The organism is Bacillus cereus group sp. MYBK245-2, from assembly GCF_051916145.1.
In the GTDB taxonomy this organism is placed as follows: Bacteria; Bacillota; Bacilli; order Bacillales; family Bacillaceae_G; genus Bacillus_A; species Bacillus_A pacificus.
Genome location: NZ_JBQAGB010000001.1, coordinates 534602 through 559275 on the forward strand (window position 1 = coordinate 534602; position 24674 = coordinate 559275).

The window sequence follows — 24674 nt, forward strand, 5'->3', positions numbered from 1 at the left end:
TCAAAACAGTAGACAAAATTCCAAAAATTGTGTTAGAATTTGTTTCAATATCATATCGCTTGTTAAATTCCTTTCAAAAGGAAAATGGGTACACGAACAGTTTGTTTCGTGTTTAAAAGGGAAGCTTGGTGAAACTCCAACACGGTCCCGCCACTGTAAATGCTGAGATTTCTTTTTAATGCCACTGTGAAAACGGGAAGGCGAAAGAAATCATATGAAGCATAAGTCAGGAGACCTGCCTGTTTTAACAACACTGATAGATTCACGGATGATGATGAGGTGTTAAAACAAAAAGGAAGGCTTATTTTCTATGCCTTTATGCTTTTTGTTATAGGTATTTCCTAGTAAACGGAAATGCTTACTTTCAATTGGGGAGGAATTTGAAATGGCAATTCAAACAAGTAACTTAGGTTATCCACGTATCGGACTACAACGAGAGTGGAAAAAAACATTGGAAGCTTTTTGGTCTAATAAAATTGATGAAGAACAATTTTTAACAACAATGAAAGAAATTCGTCTTCAACACGTTAAAGCACAGCAAGAAAAAGGGATTGAACTTATTCCAATTGGCGACTTTACATATTACGATCACGTTTTGGATACTGCTTATATGCTAGGATTTATCCCATCACGTTTTTCTGAGTTTACATCTTACCTTGATGTATATTTCGCAATGGCGCGTGGCTCTAAAGATCACGTAGCTTCCGAAATGACAAAATGGTTTAACACAAACTATCATTATATCGTTCCAGAATATGAAGAGGGATTACAAATCTCTTTAAAAGATAATCGTCCACTTCGCTTATACGAAGAGGCAAAACAAGAATTAGGAATAGATGGAAAACCTGTTATTTTAGGACCATATACTTTCTTGAAATTAGCTAAAGGCTATACACAAGAACAATTTGCTACTATTTTAAAACAGTTAGTTGCACCCTACGTACAACTGCTTTCAGAACTACATGCAGCTGGTGCACAAATCATTCAAGTTGATGAACCGATTTTCGCTTCTTTAACGAAAGAAGAAGTTCAACAAGCAAAAGAAATTTATGAAGCTATTCGTAAAGAAGTTCCAAATGCGAATCTTCTTTTACAAACATATTTTGATAGTGTAGAAGAAAACTATGAAGAAATTATTACATTCCCAGTATCAAGTATTGGATTAGATTTCGTTCATGGTAAAGAAGGTAATCTACATGCTATTTCAAAATATGGATTCCCAGCTGATAAAACTTTAGCTGTTGGTTGTATAGATGGCCGTAACATTTGGAGAGCCGATCTTGATGAAGTTCTTACGTTATTTACAACGTTACAAAAACAAGTCCAAACGAAAGATTTCATCGTTCAGCCTTCTTGTAGCTTATTGCATACGCCAATCGATAAAACAGAAGAAACTCACTTATCGACTGAGCTATTTGATGCGTTGGCATTTGCAAATCAAAAATTAGAAGAGTTAGTTCTTATTCATTCCGCTCTAACTCAAGGTACAGAAAGCATTCATAATGAGCTGGAAACATATCGAAATGTACATCATACAATTCGTTCATCTGCTGCACGTAACCGAGAAGATGTCAAAGCAGCACGAACAGCATTAAAAGAAGAAGATTTTTCACGTCCTCTTCCATTTGAAAAACGATATGAATTACAACAAGTTGCCCTGAAGTTACCGTTGTTACCAACAACAACTATCGGTAGCTTCCCGCAAACAACTGAAGTTCGCCAAACGCGAAAAGAATGGCGTAACGGTGCTATTTCAAATGAACAATATGAACAATTTATTGAAAAAGAGACAGAAAAATGGATTCGTTACCAAGAAGAAATTGGTCTTGATGTTCTTGTACATGGTGAATTTGAAAGAACTGACATGGTCGAATATTTTGGTGAACGCCTTGCTGGTTTCTCATTCACTAAAAACGGTTGGGTGCAATCATACGGTTCCCGCTGCGTAAAACCACCTGTTATTTATGGTGATGTAGCCTTTATTAACGGAATGACTATTAAGGAAACTGTGTATGCACAAAGCTTAACAGAGAAAGTTGTAAAAGGAATGTTAACTGGACCTGTTACGATTTTAAATTGGTCCTTCGTTCGAAATGACATTCCAAGAAAAGAAGTTTCATATCAAATTGCATTAGCTCTTCGTCATGAAATTGAACTACTTGAATCTTCCGGAATTCGAGTAATTCAAGTCGATGAGCCAGCACTTCGTGAAGGAATGCCACTAAAAGAAAAAGATTGGGACGCTTATATTACATGGGCAGTACAATCCTTCCTTTTAGCAACTTCATCTGTAGCAAATGAAACACAAATTCATACTCATATGTGTTACAGTAACTTCGAAGATATCGTTGATGCGATTCGCGCATTAGATGCAGATGTGATTTCTATCGAAACATCAAGAAGTCACGGTGAATTTATTGATACATTAAAACATACAACATATGAAAAAGGCATCGGTCTAGGTGTATATGATATTCATAGCCCACGTGTACCAAGTAAAGATGAAATGTATAAAATCGTAGAACAATCTTTAAAAGTATGCGATCCTAAATATTTCTGGATTAATCCTGATTGTGGTTTGAAAACGAGAAGAACAGAAGAAGTTATTCCAGCTTTAGAGCACATGGTGCAAGCGGCAAAAGACGCTCGTTCCTTGCTAAAAACAAACGCATAATAAAAATGAGGTATCCTTTTTGAGGATACCCCATTTTTTATTCTTTACTTTCAAAAAAGAATTCATATTGTATTTTATATAATTCATCATCCGTTGGTTCTTCAAGAGGTGTTGCTTGTAATACAACCGTATACTCACCATTTGGAATAGGAATTTGAAATTTATTTGAAAGAATACTTGCTACAACGATACATTCATTTTCAACTGTAAAAGGAACTGTAACCGTTCTAATTACTTCTTCTTTCTCAATATGTTTCCCTAGGGTCACTTTTACTTCACAAGTATAATCAGAAAGTGCTTCAAAAATAACAGTTCCATCTGCCTTCGCATAACCTCTTTCAAAATCTTCATCCGTCCAGTCAACGTAAGGTTGATCACCGTCATAGTTCATCAACATTAATTGCGAATACGAAATTGTTAACTCCATCGTTCCCTTCTCCTTCATTATGAAATATGCAACTACTACTTTACGTCAAATTTCACACGCGTACCATCTGGGTATTTATCTAACTTATTTCCTACCCAAGAGCCTGCTCCGCGGTTATCGGCTGGACTTATATATTCAATATGCGCTCCTTTTCCGCCTTCTTTACACATCGCCATTGGCCATTCATCACGATCATACCCTTTTTTTGATGGGTATGGAGCTAACGATAATTTTCTTCTATCCGCAGCACCACCACGGTCGATTGTACAAACTTCTGAATGTCCTTCTTTTATAGCATCCGTAATATGTTTCCCTGTCTCTGGATATCGATCTTTCGGAAATTCTAGAACTTGATCATACGCATTTGTTTTTTTAATACTTGTTTCCTCTGGAACAAGCACTTCATACATCGCTACTACAATAGAAAGAATTGCAATAATTGAAATGATAATACCTTTTAATTGTTTCATGTATACCTCCGTGATTCTACCTGTTTCTTTTCCTCAGTTATCACGCATTAACGAGCAGTAAGACCCCCACCTCAAAATTCAGCGAAAGCAAAGAAGTTAGGTGGGGGATTAACTGTCCGTAAAAGCCCGATTGGTGAGGGCTGATAATCAGTGGTGGATGAACAAAACCCCCACTGATTAAAGTTTCACTTTATTATAACAAACTTATCCTGTATATGTTTTCAGACATTATTTTAGCTCTTCTTCGCCATTCCGCCAAAAACTCTCATTTTTTTTCATCTTTTCACTAATGCTGTAGAAAACTAATAGCCTTCCGACATTCTTTTTCAAAGGAAGTCCTCATAAAAGATTGAAATGATATATACGATACTTTTTGGGGAGGAAATATCATGGAAGCTACCTATAAAACGAAAGATGTGACGAATAAAACAGGCATCCCAAAACATATAGTCCGCAAATATAGTCAACTGTTAGAGGAACATGGTTATATAATTTCCAAAACAGCTGATGCTCGTATTTATAAACTTGATGATTTAAAACTATTGAAATCTATACATGAAAGAGCTGCTACATTGCAGGAAGATATTTCAGAAACGATACCAATTATTTTAAAAGAAAAAGAGGCCCCACCTGTACCAGTTATACAAGATACGCAAGAAATACAACCGAAAGAAAAAGAAGATGGGCGTAACTTCGAGGAGTTCATGTTAAAACTTGAAATGCTCGCTCAACTAAATGAAGCCATTATTCATCAAAATTCTACCCTTATTACCCAAAATCGTTTAAAAGATGAAAAGCTAGATGAGTTGATGCAACAAGTTTATGTAAAAGAAGGATCTCAAGAAAAAATGCTACAAGAGTTAGTGGATCATGCCGCTCAAACAGATGCTCTGCAAAAAGAAAAGATGGACTTATTAATGAATCATATGTATAAACGAGAATCTAAACAAGAAGAAAAAATGAATAAACTCGTAAATCAAATTTATAATAAAGATAGCAACCGTGATGCACAACTTATGCAAGTAATTCGCGAAATTCAAGAAACAAAAAGATTAGTCGCCGCCTCAAAAGAACAAAGCTTTTTCCAATCATTTAGAAGTTTATTTAGCCGAACAAAACAAGAAAAAACAACTGAATAGCATAATATATTTTTTCTAATATAAAATAAAAAGTTACCTTCTATCGGTAACTTTTATTCCTTATTTCTTACAGCTGGCAATATAATAATTGCTTCAGTCCCTTTCCCACTTTCGCTTTTATATTCCAGCGTACCATTATGCGCTTGTAAAATACTAAATGTTACCATTAGTCCTAATCCTGTCCCTTTTTCTTTTAAAGAATAATACGGTTGTCCGAGCCTTGCTAATTGTTCTTTCGTCATCCCAACACCACTGTCTTTAACTCTTATTACAATCGTTTCATCTTTTTGCATAGCCGTTACTTTTAAATATCCTTTATTTCCTTGAATTGCTTCAATACCATTTTTAACAACATTCATAATAGCTTGCTTCAATTTCGTTTTATCACCGATCGTATAAAGACTTTCAGAAATCTCAACTTGCAAATATACACCTTGCATCGCTGCAAATGATGACATAAGAGTTGTCATTTCTATTAATTGAGCGGATAAGCAAATATGTTCTTTTTTCTCAATTTGTGGTCTTGCTAAATTTAAATAATCTGAAATAATTTGTTCTGCCCGGTCCAATTCAGCTAATACGAGACGCATATAATCCTTATTCTTCACATCTTCCGTACTTTCTAGCAATTGAATAAAACCACGAACAACAGTGAGTGGATTTCGAACCTCATGTGCAACACTTGCTGCTAATTCACTTACAATATTAAGTTTCTCTGACTTTTGCATCTCTGTACGTAGTATTGCATTTTCATTTAAATATTCTGTTAAGTACACCTGAAATACCATTGTCATAACCATAATAAGCGAAGCAAATATATATCCGCTATATAAGTGCGAAACATATGGTGTAAATCCCGTTTCTAACAGAACGTTAATCATACCAATCACTAAAGAAACAAGTACGTACAATGATGAAATCATAAATGCTAAAATTAGCTTCTTATCCCTTGAAAATAGAGACCATTTCTTTGATAAAAATAATGGAACTATCAATAGAAATATTACTTCTATGACTGGAAGAAGGTTTATGCCCTTTAGCACCCATTCATAGACAACAAAAATAACGGCCGGGATTAAACCAACAATCCCACCATATAAAAACCACTAACAATTGGGATTGGGTGAAAGTTATACCCGCAAACGTCCCCAAAACAAATAGAGTATGTCATAGAGAGAACGAGTGTAATGCTAGATAAAAACATAATAAAGTAGCGGTTCGGCTTCGGAGGCATTTCTTGATAACGATTTAAACGAATCGCTTCGTATAAAAATAGTGGCAAAATAATGATGGCAATTTGGATCATTAAATCACGGATAAGCTCCATAGCCTCTCATCCCCTATATGTATTTTGATATGATTATATCATTTTACAGGTTTGTTTGTTTTAAAATTTTGATTTTTCTTAACATATTTGTTAATTCTTTGTTAACAACACATAATAATTGTTACAGATTTTCGAAATGAATGTAAACCCTGTACCAAATTTCTGCCCGGCAGTATACAATGAATACGGATTACAAAGAAAATAAAAAATACTTCATAAGACGGACAACTATAGCAAAATACAGCATATAATCCATACTATCTATGTTTACAAATAAGTGATCATTATTTTAGTAGGAGGAAGATAAATATGGCGGGTACTACGCTTGTTTTAAAAGAAGAAAATTTGGTCGTTCTAGAAAACGTTGAAAAATCAGTGTATGAAGAGTTACAGCATAAAACAGGAGAAGAAAATTGCACATGCGCTGTGAATGAATCAGTTGTTCACCTTGGCAAAGTATCCTCTGTACTTTGGAATGAAGATGAAATAGATTGGGAATACGGATATTAAAAAGTCGCTTACAGCGGCTTTTTTTCTATTATCCCTCTCTTTCTACATACCATATACGCAAGCGAAATGATAGAAAATATGTTAAAATGAACTTAATTTTCAAACGGAAGAAAGGGAGATACAATGGAACAATTCATTAACCCTAGAGTAAAGGACATCCAAATTTCTGGAATCCGTCAATTCTCTAACATGATTCAAAACTATGATAATCTTATCTCTTTAACAATTGGACAACCTGATTTTCCTACACCTTCTCTCGTAAAAGAAGCGGCAAAACGGGCTATTACAGAAAATTATACAAGCTATACACATAACGCTGGTTTACTAGAATTACGCAAGGCAGCTTGTAACTTTGTAAAAGATAACTACGATTTACATTATTTACCTGAAAACGAAACCATCGTTACAATCGGTGCTAGTGAAGCAATTGATGTTGCATTTCGAACGATTTTAGAGCCAGGAACAGAAGTCATCTTACCTGCCCCTATTTATCCAGGGTACGAGCCGATTATTCGATTATGCGGTGCAACCCCTGTATTTATAGATGTTCGTGAAACTGGCTTCCGTTTAACAGCCGATGCACTAAAAAATGCCATTACAGAAAAAACAAGATGCGTCGTACTGCCGTATCCTTCTAATCCAACTGGTGTAACTTTATCAAAAGAAGAACTACAGGATATTGTAGATGTTTTAAAAGATAAAAATATTTTCGTCCTTTCTGATGAAATTTATAGCGAACTTGTATATGAACAAACACATACATCGATCGCTCATTTCCCAGAAATGCGCGAAAAGACTATCGTCATTAACGGTTTATCAAAATCACATTCTATGACTGGCTGGCGTATCGGTCTATTATTCGCACCAAACTATTTAGCTGGGCATATATTAAAAGTTCATCAATACAACGTAACGTGCGCTACTTCAATCGCTCAATATGCTGCAATTGAAGCATTAACAGCTGCTAAAGATGCACCAAAAATGATGCGTCATCAATACAAAAAACGCCGTGATTACGTATATAATAGACTCACTCAAATGGGCTTAACAGTTGAAAAACCAACAGGTGCATTTTACTTATTCCCATATGTTGGTCATTTAACATCTTCATCATTTGATTTTGCACTTGATCTTGTGAAAGAAGCTGGACTTGCCGTCGTTCCCGGAACAGCATTCTCTGAATATGGGGAAGGCTACCTTCGCTTGTCCTATGCGTATAGTATTGAAACTTTAAAAGAAGGCTGTGACCGTTTAGAAGCCTTTCTACAAAAAAAAGCTAAGAGTTAAACTCTTAGCTTTTTTTTGCATAATGATCGCAAGTTTGACGCTTCAATAATTTATGCGGAATAATGATACACTTTGCAGTAGACTCCGCATTCTCAACTTTATCAACTAAAGCTTTTGCTGCCTCATATCCTAGCTGGTATATATTCACATCAACTGTCGAAAGTGGCGGACTCGCAATTTCTGATAATAAAGCATTATTAAAGCTTACAATTGAAACATCCTTCGGTACAACGAATCCTTTTTTAGAAAGTGCACTTAGCACACCAAGTCCAATCAAGTCATCCGTTGCCATAATTGCTGTCGGTGGTTGCTTTAGCGCCATTAATTCCTCCACAGCTTGTTGACCACTCTCTCTTGAGAAATCAAAATGTAAAATATACTCTTTTGGTAATACAATATCTGCTAATTTTAAAGCATCACTCATACCAGCCAAACGATCTCTCGTTACAAGTAAATCTGATCCACCGCCGATGAACGCGATTTGTTTATGACCTAATGAAATCAAATATTCTGCTACTTCTCTTGCAGCTGTATAATTGTCATTATCTACATATGTAATTTCTTCTTTACGATCATATGGTTTCCCGATTAATACGAACGGGAAATTTTGTTTATGTAAATATTGAATAATCCGATCATTCTCTCTTGAATATAAAAGAATAATACCACCAATTTGGCGCCCCTGCACCATCTTTACAACACCATTAAAAATTTCATCTTCCGTTTCACCTGTCGACATATAAAGTGCATACCCTTCCACATGTGCAAACGAACTAATCCCTCTTATAACTTCTGGGAAAAACGGATTTTGAAAAGCTTTACTTGCAGAACTTGGCATAACAAGGCCAAGTGTTTTTGTTGTTTGGTTAGCTAGGTTTCTTGCGTTTAAATTAGGATGATACCCTAGTTCACTCATTACTTTCCGAACACGACGCTTTGTTTTTTCACTTATACTTGGATTATCAGCAATTACACGAGAAACGGTAGATGGTGCTACATTCGCTTTCTTCGCCACATCTTTAATTGTAACTGTCATAAAAATCCCCCTCCTTTCACTTCTCTGCCATTATATATATTTTCATCTTGCACCCGTTGCAAGTAATAGGGGAAGTCATAAACTTTCATTGATTCTATCTTGTAAAACCTATCATATTCTCCCTCTTCATGTATTGTAAGGGATAGAGCTCTTTTTTCCTATACTATAATATACTATTTATTTCACTTCTTTTCATATGGGATGTCAAATCTCTTTTCATCTCCCTATAAAATGTTTTATAGGAAGATGAAAAGAAAAATGGGACATAATGTCCCATTTTTCATCCTTTCGTACCTCCAGCAGTTAAACCAGAGATAAAGTATCTTTGTAGTGATAGGAATAAAATTGAAATTGGGATTGCAATCAATACGGAACCCGCTGCGAACGTTGTAAATTCATTCCCAAATTTCTTCGCCACCATTTCATATAATCCAACTGCTAACGTATAATTTTCTGGTGTGCGCAAAATAATACTCGCTAAAATAAAATCTGTAAATGGGCCGATGAAAGTAAATAACGCTACAACCGCTACGATTGGCTTTGCAAGTGGCATAATGATTTGCCAAAAAATACGGAAATGTCCTGCTCCATCCATACGAGCTGACTCATCCAATTCTTTCGGGATCGTATCAAAATACCCTTTCATAAGCCATGTATTCATTGGAATTGCCCCGCCTACATAAATTAAAATTAACGCAAGGTGCGTATCAATTAATCCTGTTAACTGTGCTAATACGTATAAAGCGATTAACGCTGCAAAGTTTGGAATCATTTGCAAAATTAAAAATGTTAACAAACCATTTTTTCTTCCAACAAAACGGTATCTCGAAAATGCATAAGCAGTAAAACTAATTGCTAACACTGAAAAAATCATCGTTAAAACACTTACTTTTAATGTGTTTTTATACCATAGTAAATAATTACTATTCTCTAAATCTAATAACTTACGATAATGATCTAGCGTTGCATTTTGCGGAATAATACTTGATCCAGATAAACTATCACCCGGATTAAACGATGAGCCAATAATCCATAATAATGGATAGAAAATGATGGCACACATTACGAAAATAACGAGATAACTTAATGAGAGACGTAACATCTTTTGTCTTTTAATATTCATTTACATCATATCCTCTTCTTGGAATGATTTTGTTCTCTTAAATTGCCATAACGCAACTGTAATAACGATTAACGATAAGATCATTGTAAGAGCTGCTGCTTTTCCGTACTGCGCGGAAGTCATCGTTAACTTATAAATCCATGAAATTAAAATATCTGTTCCACCTGCGTCTTGTCCAGCTACAGCAGGACCTCCGCCGTTAAATAGATAGATGATACTAAAGTTATTAAAGTTAAACGTATATTGCGTAATTAATATTGGTGCTGTTGCATATAGAACAAGTGGCAATGTAATTTTACGAAACTGTTGCCAAGCTGTAGCTCCATCTACTGTAGCCGCTTCGTATAATTCTCCTGGAATCGATTGCAGTATACCTGTTGTCATTGCAAAGACGAACGGGAATCCAAGCCACGTTTGAATCATAATTAAAGCAATCTTCGCCCAAAATGGATCTGTCATCCAAGCAATCTTTTCAATTCCGAATAAAGCTAATACTTGATTGTTAATTGCTCCAAATGTTTCATTAAACATACCAGAGAAAACAAGAATAGATACGAATGCTGGGACCGCCCACGGTAAAATGAAGATTGTTCGAATAATCGCCTTCCCTTTAATACCAGGCTGATTTACGATAATCGCTAAGAAAATACCAAGCGCAACTTGTAATGTCGTTGCAACGAATGTCCAGATGACAGTCCAAGAAAATACACTTAAAAACGTTTCTCTCCACATCGGTAATGTAAAGATATCAATAAAGTTTTTAAACCCTACCCAATCTACTAATTTAGCTGGAGGAGAATGATATAAATCATAGTTCGTAAATCCAATTAAAATTACGAAAATGATTGGAAATACAACGACAAAGATAAGTAATAAAAACCCTGGTGAAACCATTAAATACGGAAAACCTTGGTCTAGTAAATTACGGTATTGCTCTTTTACAGAGTTTAACGGTGTTCCTATATCCCGTTTCTTTCCGTTTTGGTATGCATCATATAAATTAAATGCATATATTCCGAGTCCAAACACGATGACAATGAGTGCCAAGATTCCTTCTACTAATAGAAAGACAGAATGGTCACGTGGAACTTCTGTACCAAGCGTTACAATTCCCCATAATCCCATATTTAATAAATCCGCAAAGGCTACAATAAATGAACCTGTTAATACTAGAAAAATAAGACCTTTTACAAATTGTTTATTATACATTTGGCCCACGCCTGGAATGATTGATAACATGGTTGCCATTTTCCTATGTTTTGAACCGTTTAAGCCGTTTGCTGGTTCCATAGATGTTTGCATGTTCCTTCCCCCTTTTTTCTTGGGAGAGAATTCGTGCCCCTCATATTAGAGACACGAATTTCACCTTATTTTTTCTTACTATGATTTGCCTCAATATTACCTTTAATTTGCTTCACTGCATTATCAAGTGCTGCCTTTGGTGCCTCTTTATCCGTAACAACTAATTGAAGCGCATCTCCAGCTGGTTTCCACACTTCTTGCATTTCTGGAATGTTTGGCATTGGAATTCCATTTTCAGATTGTGTTGCAACTGCTTTTGCAGCTTCGTTATCTTTAATAATTGGATCTTCCATTACTGCTTTTACTGGAGGAATTTCTTTCGTCTTCTCAAATCGAATTTTTGCGTTTTCTTCATTCGTTACCCATTCAGTGAACTTTGTAGCTAAATCATTTTGTTTAGAGAAACTTGTTACATGCCATCCTTTAACCCCAACAAACGTTTTCATTGGTTGACCATTTGGTAATTTCGGCATTGGAGCAACGCCATAATCAATTCCGTTCTTTTCCATTGCTTGGAACGCCCAAGGTCCGTTCATGATAGATGCTGCTTTTCCTTCATTAAATAGCCCATCAGCAGCAGGTCCACCAGATTCACCGATAATACCTTTCGGGAATAACTTTTCTTTGTACCATTTTTGAAGATACTCAGCACCTTGTACTGCTCCGCTATTATTTAATCCAACATCACTTGCATTTGGCTTTCCATCTTTTTCACCAAACACATAACCACCCATACCTGCCATGAATGCATTAGCAAAGTAGAAGTTATCTCCTAATGCTAAAAATCCGTACTTGCCATCTTTCGTAAATTCTTTTGAGAAGTTAAACAGCTCGTCCATCGTTTCTGGTGCTTTTGGCATTAGTTTTTTATTGTAAATAAAGACTGGTGTCTCAATTGCTTTTGGTAAACCATATAATTTTCCGTTATATGTCTGTGCTTCTATTGATGAATCAGTAAATTTACTCTTTACAGCATCATCAGCTTTCACTTCAGAAAGCAAACCTTCTGTTACTGCATTTCCGATTTGATCATGTGGCAATGTTACAACATCTGGTCCCGTCCCCGCTGGTCCATCAAGGCGTAACTTCTTCACTTGATCTGTCATTTGCATTTCAACAACTTTTACTTTTACTTTATATTTTTCCTCAAAGCTTTTCACTGCTGGTTCTAAACCAACACCTTTTTTCTCATCTTCCCAAACGAGAAGATCGTAATCTTTCTTCGCTTTACTTTCTTCTTTTTTCCCTGAATCTTTCGGTCCACATGCAGATAACATACCAATTGATAATGCTGAAACCGTTAATAATGATAATGCTTTCTTCATCCCAAAAACCTCCCTGAATTGTATATGTACCTTACTGATTGAAAACGTTTGCATTTAATATTTTAATAGAAGCGCAAACAATATCTCAATCTATGAAAACGTTTGCGCTATTTGTCTATCATTATACATTCTTTTATTCATTTTGCAAATATTAATTTTAAAATATTATTACTACACTCTTTATACATTGACTTTATACGAAATGAATACTACTCTTATAAGCAATATTAAAGCTATGCAAAAAGCAATCGTTTGCAACATATGCTTTATTATTATACTTAAGGGAACAATATGCATAGAGATAGTAAAGGGGGATTTTTTATATGCTTAAAGACGCCATCTATCATAGGCCAAAAGATAATTACGCATACGCTTACGATGAAAAAACGATTCACATCCGAATACGTACGAAAAGAGACGATGTTCAAAGTACCACTCTTATTTATGGTGATCCTTATGAATGGACAGACGGGAAGTGGATTTCTTCAAGTGCACCGATGAAAAAAACCGGTTCTACTGCATTATTTGATTATTGGTCCATTTCCATCGAGCCAAAATTTAAGCGCTTACGTTACGGATTTGAATTAAAAGCGGAGACAGAAACGCTTATTTATGCAGAACGTGGATTTTTTTCCAGCATTCCAAATGATGACGTTGGTAACTTTTTCTGTTTTCCATTTATTCATGCAAATGATGTATTCAAAGCACCTTCCTGGATTAAAGATACTGTTTGGTATCAAATTTTCCCAGAACGGTTCGCTAATGGCGATCGTACGCTGAATCCAGAAAACACCCTTCCTTGGGGCAGCGCTGAACCAACTCCAACTAATTTTTTCGGCGGAGATTTTGCTGGTATTATTCAAAACCTCGATTACCTTGTTAAGCTTGGAGTTTCGGGAATATATTTCACACCTATTTTCAAAGCACATTCAAATCATAAATATGACACAATTGACTACATGGAAATCGATCCGCAATTTGGCACAAAAGAAACATTCAAAGAACTCGTTCAAGCATGTCATACACATGGTATAAAAGTAATGCTCGATGCCGTATTCAATCACAGTGGATACTTTTTCGATAAATTTCAAGATGTACTAGAAAATGGTGAACAGTCAGCATATAAAGAATGGTTTCATATTCATGAGTTCCCAATTAAAACTGAGCCACTTCCGAACTATGATACTTTTGCGTTTACACCGTATATGCCGAAATTAAACACTGCACACCCGGATGTAAAAGAATACTTACTTGAAGTAGGGCGTTATTGGGTAAAAGAATTCAATATAGACGGGTGGCGCCTTGATGTAGCAAATGAAGTCGACCATAACTTTTGGAGAGAATTCCGAAGGGAGATAAAAGCATTAAATTCTGAAGTATATATTTTAGGAGAAATTTGGCACGATGCACTTCCTTGGCTACAAGGAGATCAATTTGATGCTGTAATGAGCTATCCGGTTACAAACGCTCTACTGTCTTACTTTGCTAACGATTCCATTAAGGCAAATGAATTCATGAAACAAATTATAGAATCTCTACATTCCTACTCTATGAATGTAAATGAAGCAGCATTTCATTTATTAGACAGCCATGATACACCAAGAATATTGACAACATGTAACGGAGATAAAAATAAATTAAAGTTACTTTATGTATTCCACCTTTCTTTCATCGGCTCTCCTTGTATTTATTATGGAGACGAAATTGGTATGGATGGCGGTATGGACCCTGATTGTCGCAAATGTATGGTTTGGGATACGAAAGAACAAGATCATCTATTATTTACACATGTACAAACATTAATTTCGTTACGAAAGCAATATAAAGCATTTGGAGGACATGGTACTTTCCAATTCATTGAAGCAAATGATGAACATAATTATATTTCTTATACAAAAACATATAAAGATGAAACTATCTTTTTCGTTTTAAATCCGACTAATAGTGATATTACAGCTTCACTGCCTCTCCATGTTACTGGAAAGAAAATCATTAATATTTATACAAACGAAGAATTTTCAGCGGAAGCAAGTGTATTACAAGTTACACTTCCTCCATATGGATTCTCCATATTAAAATGGTAATCAAAAAAATCCTTATACCAAAGTGGTATAAGGATTTTTCTTATTTCAATTTGAACACCATTGCTTCATACGGACGTAATGGTATGTTTTCTATCGGTCCATTCTCTACGTCGTAATTGTGTATAAATAACTCTGCTTCACTATAAGTAATGTCCTCAGGCAATTCAAATACACATTCTTCTGCAGTAAAGTTTGCAATAACAAGAAGTTTTTCTTCCCCATACGTTCTTACATATGCAAAAATAGATGGATTATTCTCCAATATTAAATCATATGATCCATACACAACTATTTCATTATTTTTACGTAACTCAATTAATTTTTTATAATAATAAAAAATTGAATCTTTATTTTGGATCGCTTGTTTCACATTAATTTCTTTGTAGTTAGGGTTTACTGTAATCCAAGGTTCACCTGTTGTAAATCCAGCGTGATCTTTGTCATCCCACTGCATCGGAGTTCTAGCATTATCACGACCCTTTATATAAATAGATTCCATTATTTTTTCTATATCTTCACCACGGTCTATCACTTTTTCTTTATACATATTTAACGTTTCAATATCTCGATATTCATCAATCGACTCAAATCGGACGTTTGTCATTCCAATTTCTTCTCCTTGATAAATATACGGTGTTCCTTTCATCATATGAAGCACCGTCGCTAACATTTTCGCAGATTCAATGCGATACATTCCATCATTACCAAAACGAGATACAACGCGAGGCTGATCATGGTTATTCCAATACAGGCTATTCCAGCCTGTATGTTCTAATGCTTTTTGCCACTTCGTTAAATTCTCTTTTAAAGTAAGGAGTGAACATGGTTTTACATCCCATTTTCCGCCTTCTCCTGAGTCTAAATCCATATGTTCAAATTGGAATACCATCTGCAGTTCTTTTCGTTCTTCCCCGGTATACAATTTCGCTTCTTCTGTCGTTACACCAGGCATTTCACCAACCGTCATAATATCATAATGAGACAATACTTCTTCATTCATTTCATGTAAATATTTATGAATGTTTGGACCGTTCATAAAATGCTTATGACCTGAAACATACCCCTCTTCTTCTGTTTCAACAGCTGGTAATCCCTCTTCTTTAGAAATAAAATTAATAACATCCATACGGAAGCCATCAATTCCTTTTTCTAACCAAAACTTCATCATTTCATAAACATCTTGCCTTACCTTTTCATTATCCCAATTTAAATCTGGCTGTTTTTTAGAAAACAGATGTAAATAATATTCATCTGTCATTTCATCATACTGCCATGCTGATCCACTAAACGCTGCTCCCCAGTTATTCGGCTCTTTTCCTTCTTTTCCAGGGCGCCATATATAGTAATCTCTATATTTATTATCTTTTGATTTACGTGATTCAATAAACCAATTATGTTCATCAGAAGTATGATTCACAACTAAGTCCATCATAAGTTTCATATTACGTTCATGCATTTCATGTAATAGCTCATCCCAATCTTCCATTGTTCCGAACTCATTCATAATTTTACAATAATCACTTATATCATAACCATTATCATCATTTGGAGATTCATAGACTGGTGATAACCAAATTACATCAATCCCTAATTCTTTTAAGTAATCTAACTTTGAAATAATACCGCGAAGATCCCCGATACCATCACCGTTGCTATCCATAAAGCTACGAGGATAAATTTGATATACTACACTTTCTTTCCACCACTGTTTTTCCATTATGCTACCCCATTTCATTCATAATTCGATTTTCTCTTTTTAAGGCGCAAACGTTTTCATTAATGAATGATAACAGATTCTATCTTAATTTAAAATAGCGCTCACAACTTTTATTCTTATTTTTCTAAGAAAACATACGAAATTTACTAATATTCTTCCAATTTATGAAAACGTTTTATTTTTTTGTTTATTTTTTGAATCTATTCGTTTATAATGAACTCAAAGAAAACGTTTGCATAATTATTTCTAGGGGGAAATACCATGGCAGAACTGAAATTAGAAAACATTTATAAAATATATGATAATAACGTAACAGCTGTAACAGACTTCAATTTACACATTCAAGATAAAGAATTTATCGTATTTGTCGGTCCTTCTGGATGCGGAAAATCTACAACATTGCGAATGGTGGCTGGACTTGAAGACATTTCAAAAGGAGAGTTTTCAATTGATGGTAAGCTAATGAATGATGTCCCTCCAAAAGATCGCGATATCGCAATGGTCTTCCAAAACTATGCTCTATATCCACATATGAGTGTATATGATAATATGGCATTTGGATTAAAACTTAGAAAAATACCAAAAGATGAAATTGATCGTCGTGTGAAAGATGCAGCAAAAATTTTAGGACTGGAACAATATTTAGATAGAAAACCGAAAGCATTATCTGGTGGACAACGTCAACGTGTTGCGTTAGGGAGAGCAATCGTTCGAGACGCGAAAGTGTTCTTAATGGATGAGCCATTATCTAACTTAGACGCTAAATTACGTGTTGCAATGCGCTCAGAAATTTCTAAGTTACACCACCGCCTTGGAACAACAACAATTTATGTAACGCATGATCAAACTGAAGCGATGACAATGGCTTCTCGTCTTGTTGTTATGAAAGACGGAAAAATTCAACAAATCGGTACTCCAAAAGAAGTATATGAAACACCTGAAAACATTTTTGTTGGTGGATTTATCGGCTCTCCAGCGATGAATTTCTTCCGTGGTAAATTAACTGAAACCGATTTCGTTATAGACAATGCTGCAAAAATTAAAGTAACTGAAGGAAAAATGAAGATATTACGTGAACAAGGCTATGTAAATAAAGACATTGTTTTAGGTATTCGTCCTGAGGACATTCATGATGAACTATTATTTTTAGAAGCTTCACAATCTACTGCCTTCACAACAAAAATTGAAGTTGCTGAGTTATTAGGTGCTGAATCTATTTTATATATGAAACTTGGAAATCAAGATTTTGCAGCACGTGTTGATGCAAGACATACATTTTCACCTGGTGACCAAATTAAACTAGCATTTGATATGAATAAAGCGCATTTCTTTGATAGTCAAACCGAACAACGCATTCGTTAAAAAATAATTTTCATACAAAAAAACCGTCCACATATATTGAGGGCGGTTTTCACTATTATACGAGGGCTTCTACTGTATGAAATGATTGTCCTTTCGTGCTAATAATACCGAAAATCGGTAAGTCACTTAGCACCACTTCTTCTTGCTGTTTCATAAAAGATGACGTTAATTGTTTTATCTCTATCCATACGTCATTAATACAAAGTACATTGGAATCGTTCTCTTGTTGGCGTGAAAATATAGAATCTATTTTATATAAACCAGCATTTTGAAAAAGCATATCAATGCGACTGAATGCATTCAAAGTAATGCTGATTACGCGTTGCCAATCTCCTTGTTTTTCCATATCATAGGATACAAAAAGTGCTTCTCCGCCTAGATTCGTAATTTCCTCCACTGTTGCTTGTCCACTTTCTTGATCGATGTCCGTCACAATTACTTTTGCGCCTTGTTTAGCCAACAAAAGAGCTGTATTACGTCCAATACCGATGCCACCGCCAGTTACGATAGCAACTTTTCCTGCAAGCTTCATTTTCATTACCCCTTCTATAAGTCTTACCGTCATTCAGTATACTCCTTTATGAGATTAGTCTGCAAGCAAGAAAAGTTGCTCATTCATTTGTAAGCGGTTACTTTTTTACTCCTTCTTTTTTCTTACTATTACGCTGATCGAAAACTAAACCGATGAAAATTAAAATCCCCCAAAAGATTACGCTACCTCCAGTCATTTCAATTTCCCCCTTATTATATAAACATATTATTTTAATCACTATAACATTTTCTTAATTTTCAATCTATTAAATCCGAAAATGATATAGATTAACTTATTCCCTATTATATATCCATTAAAATATATTTGTATAACAAAAAGAGACCTTTTTATATAAAAAGGTCTCTTTTTGTTATACAAGACTTATCACTTTCGTTTTTGTAATTAAATCCTGAAAACCACAATTATCTTTGCGGAATAACATCATATATACGTTACATAATATCGGAATTCCAAGTAGTAATATGTTCGGTAATAACAATACAAAAAATCGAATCGTTAATGTTTGTAATGTTAACTTTTCACTCTTCAATGAAATTAATTTTATTCTCGTTACCTTTTTACCAAGTGTTACACCGTTCCAAATAAAGGGTAGCAAAATAAAATATATCGCCATTAATATAAAAACTACTGCAAGATCATATCTATAATCGCCAAAACTAATATTAAAGCGATTAAAAATAGCACTATAATTTCCAGTCATAACAGCTACTACTGCACCATACATAACCGAGATTAAAAACATGTCAATTAGGGAAGCACCTATGCGATTCATTACAAGCGCTGGACGATGCATCTTTAACTTCATTTTTATGTCGACTCCTTCATATCCTTCTTTACCCGTCTCATCGTACCACTTCTAAAAAACATTGTAAACTAGCGTTTCTCCTACTTTTCTTGTACAATGTGTTACAACAGCATTGTAAAGGAGGTTCCCATATTGAAAAAATGGATAATCCTATTCGTCGCATTCCTATTAGCCGGTTGTGCTGGAAATACAAATCATATAACATATACGATTAACGATGAATACGAACTCATACGTACTTCTGGAAATGCATTTGAACTTTTCCCCACGCAAGATGCTGTATACGCCACACAATACATTCCTGCAAAAATTACAGACATAGCCTGGGATGATAAATACATTATTGCAAAACAAACTGAGGAAAAGTCAGATCCGAATAATCCTGACGCAGCAATTGCAAATAAAAAAAGCGAGCATTATTGGATTATTGACGTAAAGCATAATAAACGTTTTGGCCCCTATAATGAAAAGCAATTTCATGAGCAAAAAGATGCGTTTAAAATTAAGGTGCCTTTTCAAAGTGTAGATTCATACATAAAAGAACAGAAAAAACAGTCAGCATAATAGTTTGAGCGCTGACTGTTTTTTCTTGCATATATTTAAAAACAACTTACTCAGAAAGTGAGATGTTAAAAGTTTGTGGCTCTTTTACAACATCTTGCGTTTCTGTATCTGCTGCGATTACATTATCTGTTGTAAATTTAATATCCTTTACCTTTTCTTTTCCATCATCAAGTATTAGGCCGATAATACCATCTCTTGTTTCACCAGGCTTATAGTCTTCCCTTGATACATTTTTTGTACCAACGAGCGTATCTTCATCATATAAAAAGTTTTGCGTTGCTACTTTAAAATGTTGTTTATCATTAATCGCAACATCATTCATAGAGAAAAATTGTATATTTTTATTCCCGCTATTTTCCACCTTATATGTAATTTCAACGTAACGAATCGTATCACTAATCTCTGTACCACTTAGCGATGCATATAACTCCGCATCTTCTTGACTGACTTTATCTCCTAATCTACGCTTTACTTCTTCAGGAGTTAATGCCGTATATACTTTTAATGTATTTTTTGCATCTTTACTCATCTGCGATAAAGAGATTACTTTCACATCTTGTACGTGAATTTTCATTGGTGCTACTTCAAATGTTTGATTCACAGAATGAATTTGTTCTAATTTAAAAGTACCCCATCCTGTTTCTTTCACTTTTTGTCCTACTTTTTTCAGCTCACGCCCACCATATTCTTTTGTTTCAGGAATAGATTCTTTCTTCTTCGGTTCAGCTTTCTTTTCTTCTTGATGGAAGCAACCACTTAACATAAGAAGAAAACTACATAAAACAAAAATACTTTTCCATGCTTTCATCATATAATTTCTCCTAACACTATCATTCATTAATATTAATTAGTCCTTTGCTTTGTAAACTATAGAAACAATGAGAAGTCCACAAAACGAACTTGTCAGTCCAGATACTATTATACCCCCTATTTGGAAAATATGAAAATAGGGATCTACGAAAGCGTGAACGACAAATATAAGAACTGCCACAATGATTGCCGAAATCCAATACTTTCTTTTTTCTGAAGCTATCATCATATCTTTTCCTGTTTCATCTTTATACTTCCATAGTACGTACAATAGCAATAATAAACCGACACATGTACTCCCGTGTTGCATATATTTATACACTGGAATACCATGTAATTCTCTTTGTAAAAATGGTATTTTCATAACGAAGTAGCCTGTATGATGAGTAAACGCATCCCAAACGACATGCGTGAGCATACCAAATAAAGCGGAATAGCAAAATACAAAGAAATCTTTCCATGTATGAAGCCCCCACCTCTCCTCTACTACATAAATATAGTAGCCAGCAAATGGCTTAGGTAAATGCGTTATAAACGGCTTTTTTAAAATGTAATGATACATATATGCGAGCAGAAATACAAGTGGTAAATTTAAATATAAGAACCCAGGCCATGTATGGCCAATAATACCATACGGTCTAAAGTGTAAAAAATATTCAAAATCAGGCGCCATACTCCCTAATATAAGAGCCGTTACTGAAATATGTTTAGAATGCTTTTTCGCAAAAGGAAGAACTGCTGCTGGATGTGCAAATGTAAACGGCATGTTTTAGCTCCTTTTCAGAATTACAATAGATTACATACTATCATAACGACATGAATAATCTCCATGCAATATTTATTTTCACATTGGAATATGATAGTTTAAATGATATAATCCACATGAAATATTCAGAAAATAAGGAGGGGTTCATGTGTCATTAACACTTGTCTTTTTTCTTGTTCTCTTTACCTTGTTTTTAAGTACATACATTGGATTTTTTCTATGGAATCATTTAAAAATTATAAAATACACGCCGCTTTCGTTGGCTTTATGAGCGTTCTTTTCATTTTTATATGGAAGAGGATGACTTTCGGTTGGGAAGGTCTCGGTTTTGGCGCACTTCAGTATACAATTTTCACCACAAGCTGTCTTACACTTGTATTTGCTGCCTTTTTAGAATCAAAATCTGTTATGAATTGAGGTTTATATATTGATTGACGTACCCTTTTTAAAAAATGTCACATTAAAAAAAGAAAATATCCCTAGTTTTTCCGTATATCCTTACTGTCTACCCGCTATCCGAACATTACAATCACTAGCTTTCCATCCAAATGTAACATTCATTATTGGAGAAAACGGAACGGGTAAGTCAACATTACTCGAAGCGATTGCAATTGCTTTAGGATTTAATGCCGAAGGTGGAACGAAAAATTTCCGATTTAGTACAAACGATTCACATTCGTCTTTACATGAATACCTTCGAATTTCCAAAAGTTTCAATACACCAAACGACGGTTTCTTTCTTCGTGCTGAATCATTTTATAACGTTGCTTCTTATATTGATGAAATAGATGCTATAAAATCTTATGGCGGTGTTTCACTTCATGAACAATCCCATGGTGAATCATTCTTCTCCTTATTTATGAATCGTTTTTCAGGACAAGGTTTATACATTTTAGATGAGCCCGAGGCCGCCCTATCACCAATGAGACAACTTTCTATGCTCATTCGAATGCACGAACTAGCGGAACAAGGTTCACAATTTGTTATTGCGACGCATTCTCCTATTTTAATGGCTTATCCTGAATCCACTATATACTCTTTAACACAAGAAGGAATTCACGAATCCGCCTTAGAAGACACCGAGCATTACCAAACGACGAAGCTTTTCTTTGAAAATCGTGATCGATTATTTCATCATTTATTTGATTCTTAAAAAAAGAAGCAGCGATTGCTGCTTCTTTTTATAGTGCTTCTATAAATAATGCTACTCCAATACCGCCGCCGACGCATAGAGAGGCAATTCCTTTCTCTAATCCGCGTCTCTTTAATTCATGAATTAAACTTACTGTAATACGAGCTCCTGTACAACCGATTGGATGTCCAAGTCCTACACCACTACCGTTTACATTCACTTTTTCACGATCCAAACCTAATTCTTTCTCTACAGCTAAGTATTGCGCAGCGAAAGCTTCATTAATTTCCAGTAAATCTGCATCTTCTAATGACCAATCTACTTTTTCTAATCCTTTACGAATTGCTGGTGCTGGTCCAATACCCATAATTTTCGGATCTACTCCAGCTACTGAATACCCAACAATTCTAGCTAACGGTTGTAAGCCTTTTTCTTTCGCTTTTTCTTCGCTCATTAATACTAAAACCGCGCTTCCGTCATTCAGGCCAGATGCATTCCCTGCAGTTACTGAACCGTCTTTACGGAAAGCTGGTTTTAATCCAGCTAATTTTTCTGCTGTAATATCAGCACGTGGATGTTCATCTTTTGAAAATACTACTTCTTTTCTACGTTCTTTTATCGTAATAGGAACAATTTGATTGTCAAAGTATCCAGACTCAATTGCCTTTAGCGCCAATGTATGACTGCGAAGCGCAACTTCATCTTGTTCCTCTCTTGTAATTTCATATTGTTCAACTAAATTTTCCGCTGTTTCCCCCATCATAATATGATGAATCGGATCTTCTAACACTTCCCACACCGTATCACGAATTTCTCCGTGTTGTAGACGTTGTCCCCAGCGGTGTTGTTTCAATGCATAAGGGCTTGAACTCATTGCTTCTACTCCACCTGCAACGACAACTTCACTTACACCTAATTGAATTTGCATTGCAGCCGACATAATTGCTTGCATACCTGAAGAACATTGGCGTTGGATTGTATAGCCCGTAACTGTGTCAGGAAATCCTGCCGCTAATGCAGCCGTTCTCGCCGTATTTGCTTCATCAGTTCTTTGAATACAATGACCTAAAATCACTTCATCAACTTCGTGTGGTTCTACCCCGCCTCGTTTTACAGCTTCCTGAAGTACAGGAACAGCTAATTCTACTGGCGTTACATTTTTTAGCGCTCCCCCAAAAGTTCCAATTGGCGAACGAACTGCAGCTGTAATAACAACATTATGCATTTTGCACTTGCCCCTCTCTTATGTACCCTAGTCAGTTTTTAGGTGAAATTCCATAAGATGTATGTCTACACCTATCATACTATAAACATACTAAAAAATCAAAATATTTAATATAATAAAAATAGAAGGAATTAACCTTCTATTCTGTTAATGCATATAGAAATTTTTGTAAAATCTTCTCTGTTGTTTTATTCAAATTCGGTAACTTATCTACCGGAAAATATTGAAGCTGTAATCCTTCATGGTCAAGCCTTAATTCCCCGCTCACATGATGCCCCTGATACAGATGTATGACATTAAAAATTTCATCTCCATTTGGATATTGGAAGTACACTTCTTTTCCCGAAAGAACCCCGATAAATTGCATAATTTTCGCATTTAGTCCCGTCTCTTCAAACAGTTCTCTGCGAGCAGTTTCTTCTGTCGTTTCTCCTAGCTCCATCGCCCCGCCAGGTACCCCCCAATCATATGTATCTGAACGATATTGAAGCAATACTTCTTGATTATCATTTAAGATAATAATTGCTGACCCTACTAGAATAAGCGGCCTTGTACCAACGACTTTACGTAACTCTTCAATATACCCCAATATGTAAACTCTCCTTTCCTCACCCTTCCTTATCATAACAAAATTTTTCTCCTTTTGTTGATGTAATTTTAAAGAAAAAAAGGAAGCTTTCGCCTCCTTTTTTTCACCTTTATTTCTTAAAACTTTCATATTTTACAGCTTCAAAAGCTTCTTCTATTTCATCATTACGATAATGGACATATGTAAAACGCCCTAATTCTATTAATCTTGCTATTTCTTGCAACGCTTTATGTTGCTCATATGTTTCCTCAAGCTTAATATGTACATAAAATTTCATTAAAGGATGTTCATATAAAGGTTCTCCCACCTCTACATATACATCTTCTACCCCTTGCACAACTCTTACATAACTTGCAAATTGATAAAGAGCTTCTCTGTCTGAAACGATTTTTAATGTATACATATATTCTCCCCCTTTTCTTTACTATATCAAAAAGATGATCACAC

General features: G+C 35.1%; 23 protein-coding genes, 2 pseudogenes and 1 riboswitch. Of the genes and pseudogenes, 9 read left to right on the forward strand and 16 right to left on the reverse strand.

Going from position 1 to position 24674, the window contains the following annotated elements; all coding sequences use genetic code 11:
• The first annotated feature begins 69 nt into the window (after positions 1-69).
• Positions 70-257, forward strand: a riboswitch (cobalamin riboswitch).
• A 128-nt stretch (positions 258-385) separates the two neighbouring features.
• Positions 386-2674: a 5-methyltetrahydropteroyltriglutamate--homocysteine S-methyltransferase gene (gene metE / locus ACTFRN_RS02680; RefSeq protein ID WP_001007593.1), complete on the forward strand. Its 2289-nt coding sequence runs from the start codon at positions 386-388 to the stop codon at positions 2672-2674.
• A gap of 37 nt (positions 2675-2711) precedes the next feature.
• Here the strand turns inward: metE and comJ are convergent, their stop codons facing one another.
• Together comJ and nucA are read right to left on the reverse strand one after the other, a co-directional pair.
• Positions 2712-3101, reverse strand: a complete 390-nt coding sequence (gene comJ / locus ACTFRN_RS02685) for a competence protein ComJ (protein WP_000424014.1) — start codon at positions 3099-3101, stop codon at positions 2712-2714.
• Positions 3102-3136: 35 nt separating this feature from the next.
• Positions 3137-3571 carry a DNA-entry nuclease gene (nucA, locus tag ACTFRN_RS02690; protein ID WP_049111162.1) on the reverse strand — a complete coding sequence of 145 codons (435 nt, stop codon included), beginning with the start codon at positions 3569-3571 and terminating at the stop codon, positions 3137-3139.
• Positions 3572-3960: 389 nt separating this feature from the next.
• Between nucA and ACTFRN_RS02695 the strand changes: the two genes are divergently transcribed.
• Entirely contained in the window at positions 3961-4710 is a 750-nt protein-coding gene (locus tag ACTFRN_RS02695) for a DUF3967 domain-containing protein (protein WP_000388461.1), read from the forward strand.
• 53 nt (positions 4711-4763) lie between these two features.
• Here the strand turns inward: ACTFRN_RS02695 and kinB are convergent.
• Positions 4764-6037, reverse strand: a pseudogene (gene kinB, locus ACTFRN_RS02700) (sporulation sensor histidine kinase KinB).
• A gap of 309 nt (positions 6038-6346) precedes the next feature.
• On the opposite strand from kinB, the gene ACTFRN_RS02705 reads away from it, so the two are divergent.
• Complete coding sequence (locus tag ACTFRN_RS02705) at positions 6347-6547, forward strand: hypothetical protein (RefSeq protein WP_000929285.1); 201 nt, start codon at positions 6347-6349, stop codon at positions 6545-6547.
• Between the two features lie 123 nt (positions 6548-6670).
• Entirely contained in the window at positions 6671-7834 is a 1164-nt protein-coding gene (locus ACTFRN_RS02710) for an aminotransferase A (protein WP_049113003.1), read from the forward strand.
• 4 nt (positions 7835-7838) lie between these two features.
• Here the strand turns inward: ACTFRN_RS02710 and malR are convergent, their stop codons facing one another.
• The 4 genes from malR to ACTFRN_RS02730 form a co-directional block, all read right to left on the reverse strand.
• The gene (gene malR, locus ACTFRN_RS02715; RefSeq protein WP_000219039.1) at positions 7839-8870 is read right to left on the reverse strand and encodes a maltose operon transcriptional repressor MalR; all 1032 of its coding nucleotides are present in this window, start codon (positions 8868-8870) and stop codon (positions 7839-7841) included.
• A gap of 280 nt (positions 8871-9150) precedes the next feature.
• Positions 9151-9993: a maltosaccharide ABC transporter permease MalD gene (malD, locus tag ACTFRN_RS02720; RefSeq protein ID WP_074567407.1), complete on the reverse strand. Its 843-nt coding sequence runs from the start codon at positions 9991-9993 to the stop codon at positions 9151-9153.
• Positions 9994-11295 (reverse strand): maltosaccharide ABC transporter permease MalC, encoded by a 1302-nt coding sequence (gene malC, locus ACTFRN_RS02725; protein ID WP_001194989.1) that lies wholly within the window; start codon positions 11293-11295, stop codon positions 9994-9996.
• Positions 11296-11360: 65 nt separating this feature from the next.
• Positions 11361-12620 carry an extracellular solute-binding protein gene (locus ACTFRN_RS02730; protein WP_000709930.1) on the reverse strand — a complete coding sequence of 420 codons (1260 nt, stop codon included), beginning with the start codon at positions 12618-12620 and terminating at the stop codon, positions 11361-11363.
• Between the two features lie 323 nt (positions 12621-12943).
• Between ACTFRN_RS02730 and ACTFRN_RS02735 the strand changes: the two genes are divergently transcribed.
• Positions 12944-14704 carry an alpha-glycosidase gene (locus ACTFRN_RS02735; protein ID WP_074567408.1) on the forward strand — a complete coding sequence of 587 codons (1761 nt, stop codon included), beginning with the start codon at positions 12944-12946 and terminating at the stop codon, positions 14702-14704.
• A 40-nt stretch (positions 14705-14744) separates the two neighbouring features.
• Here ACTFRN_RS02735 and malL read toward each other — a convergent pair whose 3' ends face one another.
• Positions 14745-16421: an oligo-1,6-glucosidase gene (malL, locus tag ACTFRN_RS02740; RefSeq protein WP_000415190.1), complete on the reverse strand. Its 1677-nt coding sequence runs from the start codon at positions 16419-16421 to the stop codon at positions 14745-14747.
• A gap of 261 nt (positions 16422-16682) precedes the next feature.
• On the opposite strand from malL, the gene ACTFRN_RS02745 reads away from it, so the two are divergent.
• On the forward strand, positions 16683-17783 hold the full coding sequence (locus ACTFRN_RS02745) for an ABC transporter ATP-binding protein (protein WP_000818924.1): 1101 nt from the start codon (positions 16683-16685) through the stop codon (positions 17781-17783).
• Positions 17784-17838: 55 nt separating this feature from the next.
• Here the strand turns inward: ACTFRN_RS02745 and ACTFRN_RS02750 are convergent, their stop codons facing one another.
• From ACTFRN_RS02750 to ACTFRN_RS02760, 3 genes are all read right to left on the reverse strand, one after another.
• Positions 17839-18348, reverse strand: a complete 510-nt coding sequence (locus tag ACTFRN_RS02750; protein WP_000218418.1) for an SDR family NAD(P)-dependent oxidoreductase — start codon at positions 18346-18348, stop codon at positions 17839-17841.
• Between the two features lie 64 nt (positions 18349-18412).
• Positions 18413-18511, reverse strand: coding sequence for a hypothetical protein (locus ACTFRN_RS02755; protein ID WP_000145657.1), 99 nt, complete (start codon positions 18509-18511; stop codon positions 18413-18415).
• Positions 18512-18685: 174 nt separating this feature from the next.
• Positions 18686-19141, reverse strand: a complete 456-nt coding sequence (locus ACTFRN_RS02760; protein ID WP_000769088.1) for an RDD family protein — start codon at positions 19139-19141, stop codon at positions 18686-18688.
• Between the two features lie 132 nt (positions 19142-19273).
• Between ACTFRN_RS02760 and ACTFRN_RS02765 the strand changes: the two genes are divergently transcribed.
• On the forward strand, positions 19274-19705 hold the full coding sequence (locus ACTFRN_RS02765; RefSeq protein WP_014893531.1) for a DUF3997 domain-containing protein: 432 nt from the start codon (positions 19274-19276) through the stop codon (positions 19703-19705).
• A 46-nt stretch (positions 19706-19751) separates the two neighbouring features.
• Here the strand turns inward: ACTFRN_RS02765 and ACTFRN_RS02770 are convergent, their stop codons facing one another.
• Positions 19752-20516: a hypothetical protein gene (locus ACTFRN_RS02770; RefSeq protein ID WP_000973891.1), complete on the reverse strand. Its 765-nt coding sequence runs from the start codon at positions 20514-20516 to the stop codon at positions 19752-19754.
• A 36-nt stretch (positions 20517-20552) separates the two neighbouring features.
• Positions 20553-21281, reverse strand: coding sequence for a DUF4184 family protein (locus ACTFRN_RS02775; RefSeq protein ID WP_001116846.1), 729 nt, complete (start codon positions 21279-21281; stop codon positions 20553-20555).
• Between the two features lie 148 nt (positions 21282-21429).
• Between ACTFRN_RS02775 and ACTFRN_RS02780 the strand changes: the two are divergent.
• Together ACTFRN_RS02780 and ACTFRN_RS02785 are read left to right on the forward strand one after the other, a co-directional pair.
• Positions 21430-21698 (forward strand): annotated as a pseudogene (locus tag ACTFRN_RS02780) (hypothetical protein).
• Between the two features lie 10 nt (positions 21699-21708).
• Complete coding sequence (locus tag ACTFRN_RS02785; protein ID WP_000567987.1) at positions 21709-22434, forward strand: AAA family ATPase; 726 nt, start codon at positions 21709-21711, stop codon at positions 22432-22434.
• Between the two features lie 28 nt (positions 22435-22462).
• Here ACTFRN_RS02785 and ACTFRN_RS02790 read toward each other — a convergent pair whose 3' ends face one another.
• The 3 genes from ACTFRN_RS02790 to ACTFRN_RS02800 form a co-directional block, all read right to left on the reverse strand.
• A complete protein-coding gene (locus tag ACTFRN_RS02790) occupies positions 22463-23638 on the reverse strand; it encodes an acetyl-CoA C-acetyltransferase (RefSeq protein ID WP_087932321.1) in 1176 nt (391 codons plus the stop codon).
• Between the two features lie 139 nt (positions 23639-23777).
• A complete protein-coding gene (locus ACTFRN_RS02795; protein WP_000540524.1) occupies positions 23778-24227 on the reverse strand; it encodes an NUDIX hydrolase in 450 nt (149 codons plus the stop codon).
• 109 nt (positions 24228-24336) lie between these two features.
• The gene (locus ACTFRN_RS02800; RefSeq protein ID WP_074567409.1) at positions 24337-24630 is read right to left on the reverse strand and encodes a DUF3928 family protein; all 294 of its coding nucleotides are present in this window, start codon (positions 24628-24630) and stop codon (positions 24337-24339) included.
• Positions 24631-24674 lie beyond the last annotated feature (44 nt).

Coding starts and splice junctions, on each gene's coding strand:
- metE (WP_001007593.1), top strand. CDS start 386: ATGGCAATTCAAACAAGTAACTTAGGTTATCCACGTATCGGACTACAA.
- comJ (WP_000424014.1), bottom strand. CDS start 3,101: ATGGAGTTAACAATTTCGTATTCGCAATTAATGTTGATGAACTATGAC.
- nucA (WP_049111162.1), bottom strand. CDS start 3,571: ATGAAACAATTAAAAGGTATTATCATTTCAATTATTGCAATTCTTTCT.
- ACTFRN_RS02695 (WP_000388461.1), top strand. CDS start 3,961: ATGGAAGCTACCTATAAAACGAAAGATGTGACGAATAAAACAGGCATC.
- ACTFRN_RS02705 (WP_000929285.1), top strand. CDS start 6,347: ATGGCGGGTACTACGCTTGTTTTAAAAGAAGAAAATTTGGTCGTTCTA.
- ACTFRN_RS02710 (WP_049113003.1), top strand. CDS start 6,671: ATGGAACAATTCATTAACCCTAGAGTAAAGGACATCCAAATTTCTGGA.
- malR (WP_000219039.1), bottom strand. CDS start 8,870: ATGACAGTTACAATTAAAGATGTGGCGAAGAAAGCGAATGTAGCACCA.
- malD (WP_074567407.1), bottom strand. CDS start 9,993: ATGAATATTAAAAGACAAAAGATGTTACGTCTCTCATTAAGTTATCTC.
- malC (WP_001194989.1), bottom strand. CDS start 11,295: ATGCAAACATCTATGGAACCAGCAAACGGCTTAAACGGTTCAAAACAT.
- ACTFRN_RS02730 (WP_000709930.1), bottom strand. CDS start 12,620: ATGAAGAAAGCATTATCATTATTAACGGTTTCAGCATTATCAATTGGT.
- ACTFRN_RS02735 (WP_074567408.1), top strand. CDS start 12,944: ATGCTTAAAGACGCCATCTATCATAGGCCAAAAGATAATTACGCATAC.
- malL (WP_000415190.1), bottom strand. CDS start 16,421: ATGGAAAAACAGTGGTGGAAAGAAAGTGTAGTATATCAAATTTATCCT.
- ACTFRN_RS02745 (WP_000818924.1), top strand. CDS start 16,683: ATGGCAGAACTGAAATTAGAAAACATTTATAAAATATATGATAATAAC.
- ACTFRN_RS02750 (WP_000218418.1), bottom strand. CDS start 18,348: ATGACGGTAAGACTTATAGAAGGGGTAATGAAAATGAAGCTTGCAGGA.
- ACTFRN_RS02755 (WP_000145657.1), bottom strand. CDS start 18,511: ATGACTGGAGGTAGCGTAATCTTTTGGGGGATTTTAATTTTCATCGGT.
- ACTFRN_RS02760 (WP_000769088.1), bottom strand. CDS start 19,141: ATGAAGTTAAAGATGCATCGTCCAGCGCTTGTAATGAATCGCATAGGT.
- ACTFRN_RS02770 (WP_000973891.1), bottom strand. CDS start 20,516: ATGATGAAAGCATGGAAAAGTATTTTTGTTTTATGTAGTTTTCTTCTT.
- ACTFRN_RS02775 (WP_001116846.1), bottom strand. CDS start 21,281: ATGCCGTTTACATTTGCACATCCAGCAGCAGTTCTTCCTTTTGCGAAA.
- ACTFRN_RS02790 (WP_087932321.1), bottom strand. CDS start 23,638: ATGCATAATGTTGTTATTACAGCTGCAGTTCGTTCGCCAATTGGAACT.
- ACTFRN_RS02800 (WP_074567409.1), bottom strand. CDS start 24,630: ATGTATACATTAAAAATCGTTTCAGACAGAGAAGCTCTTTATCAATTT.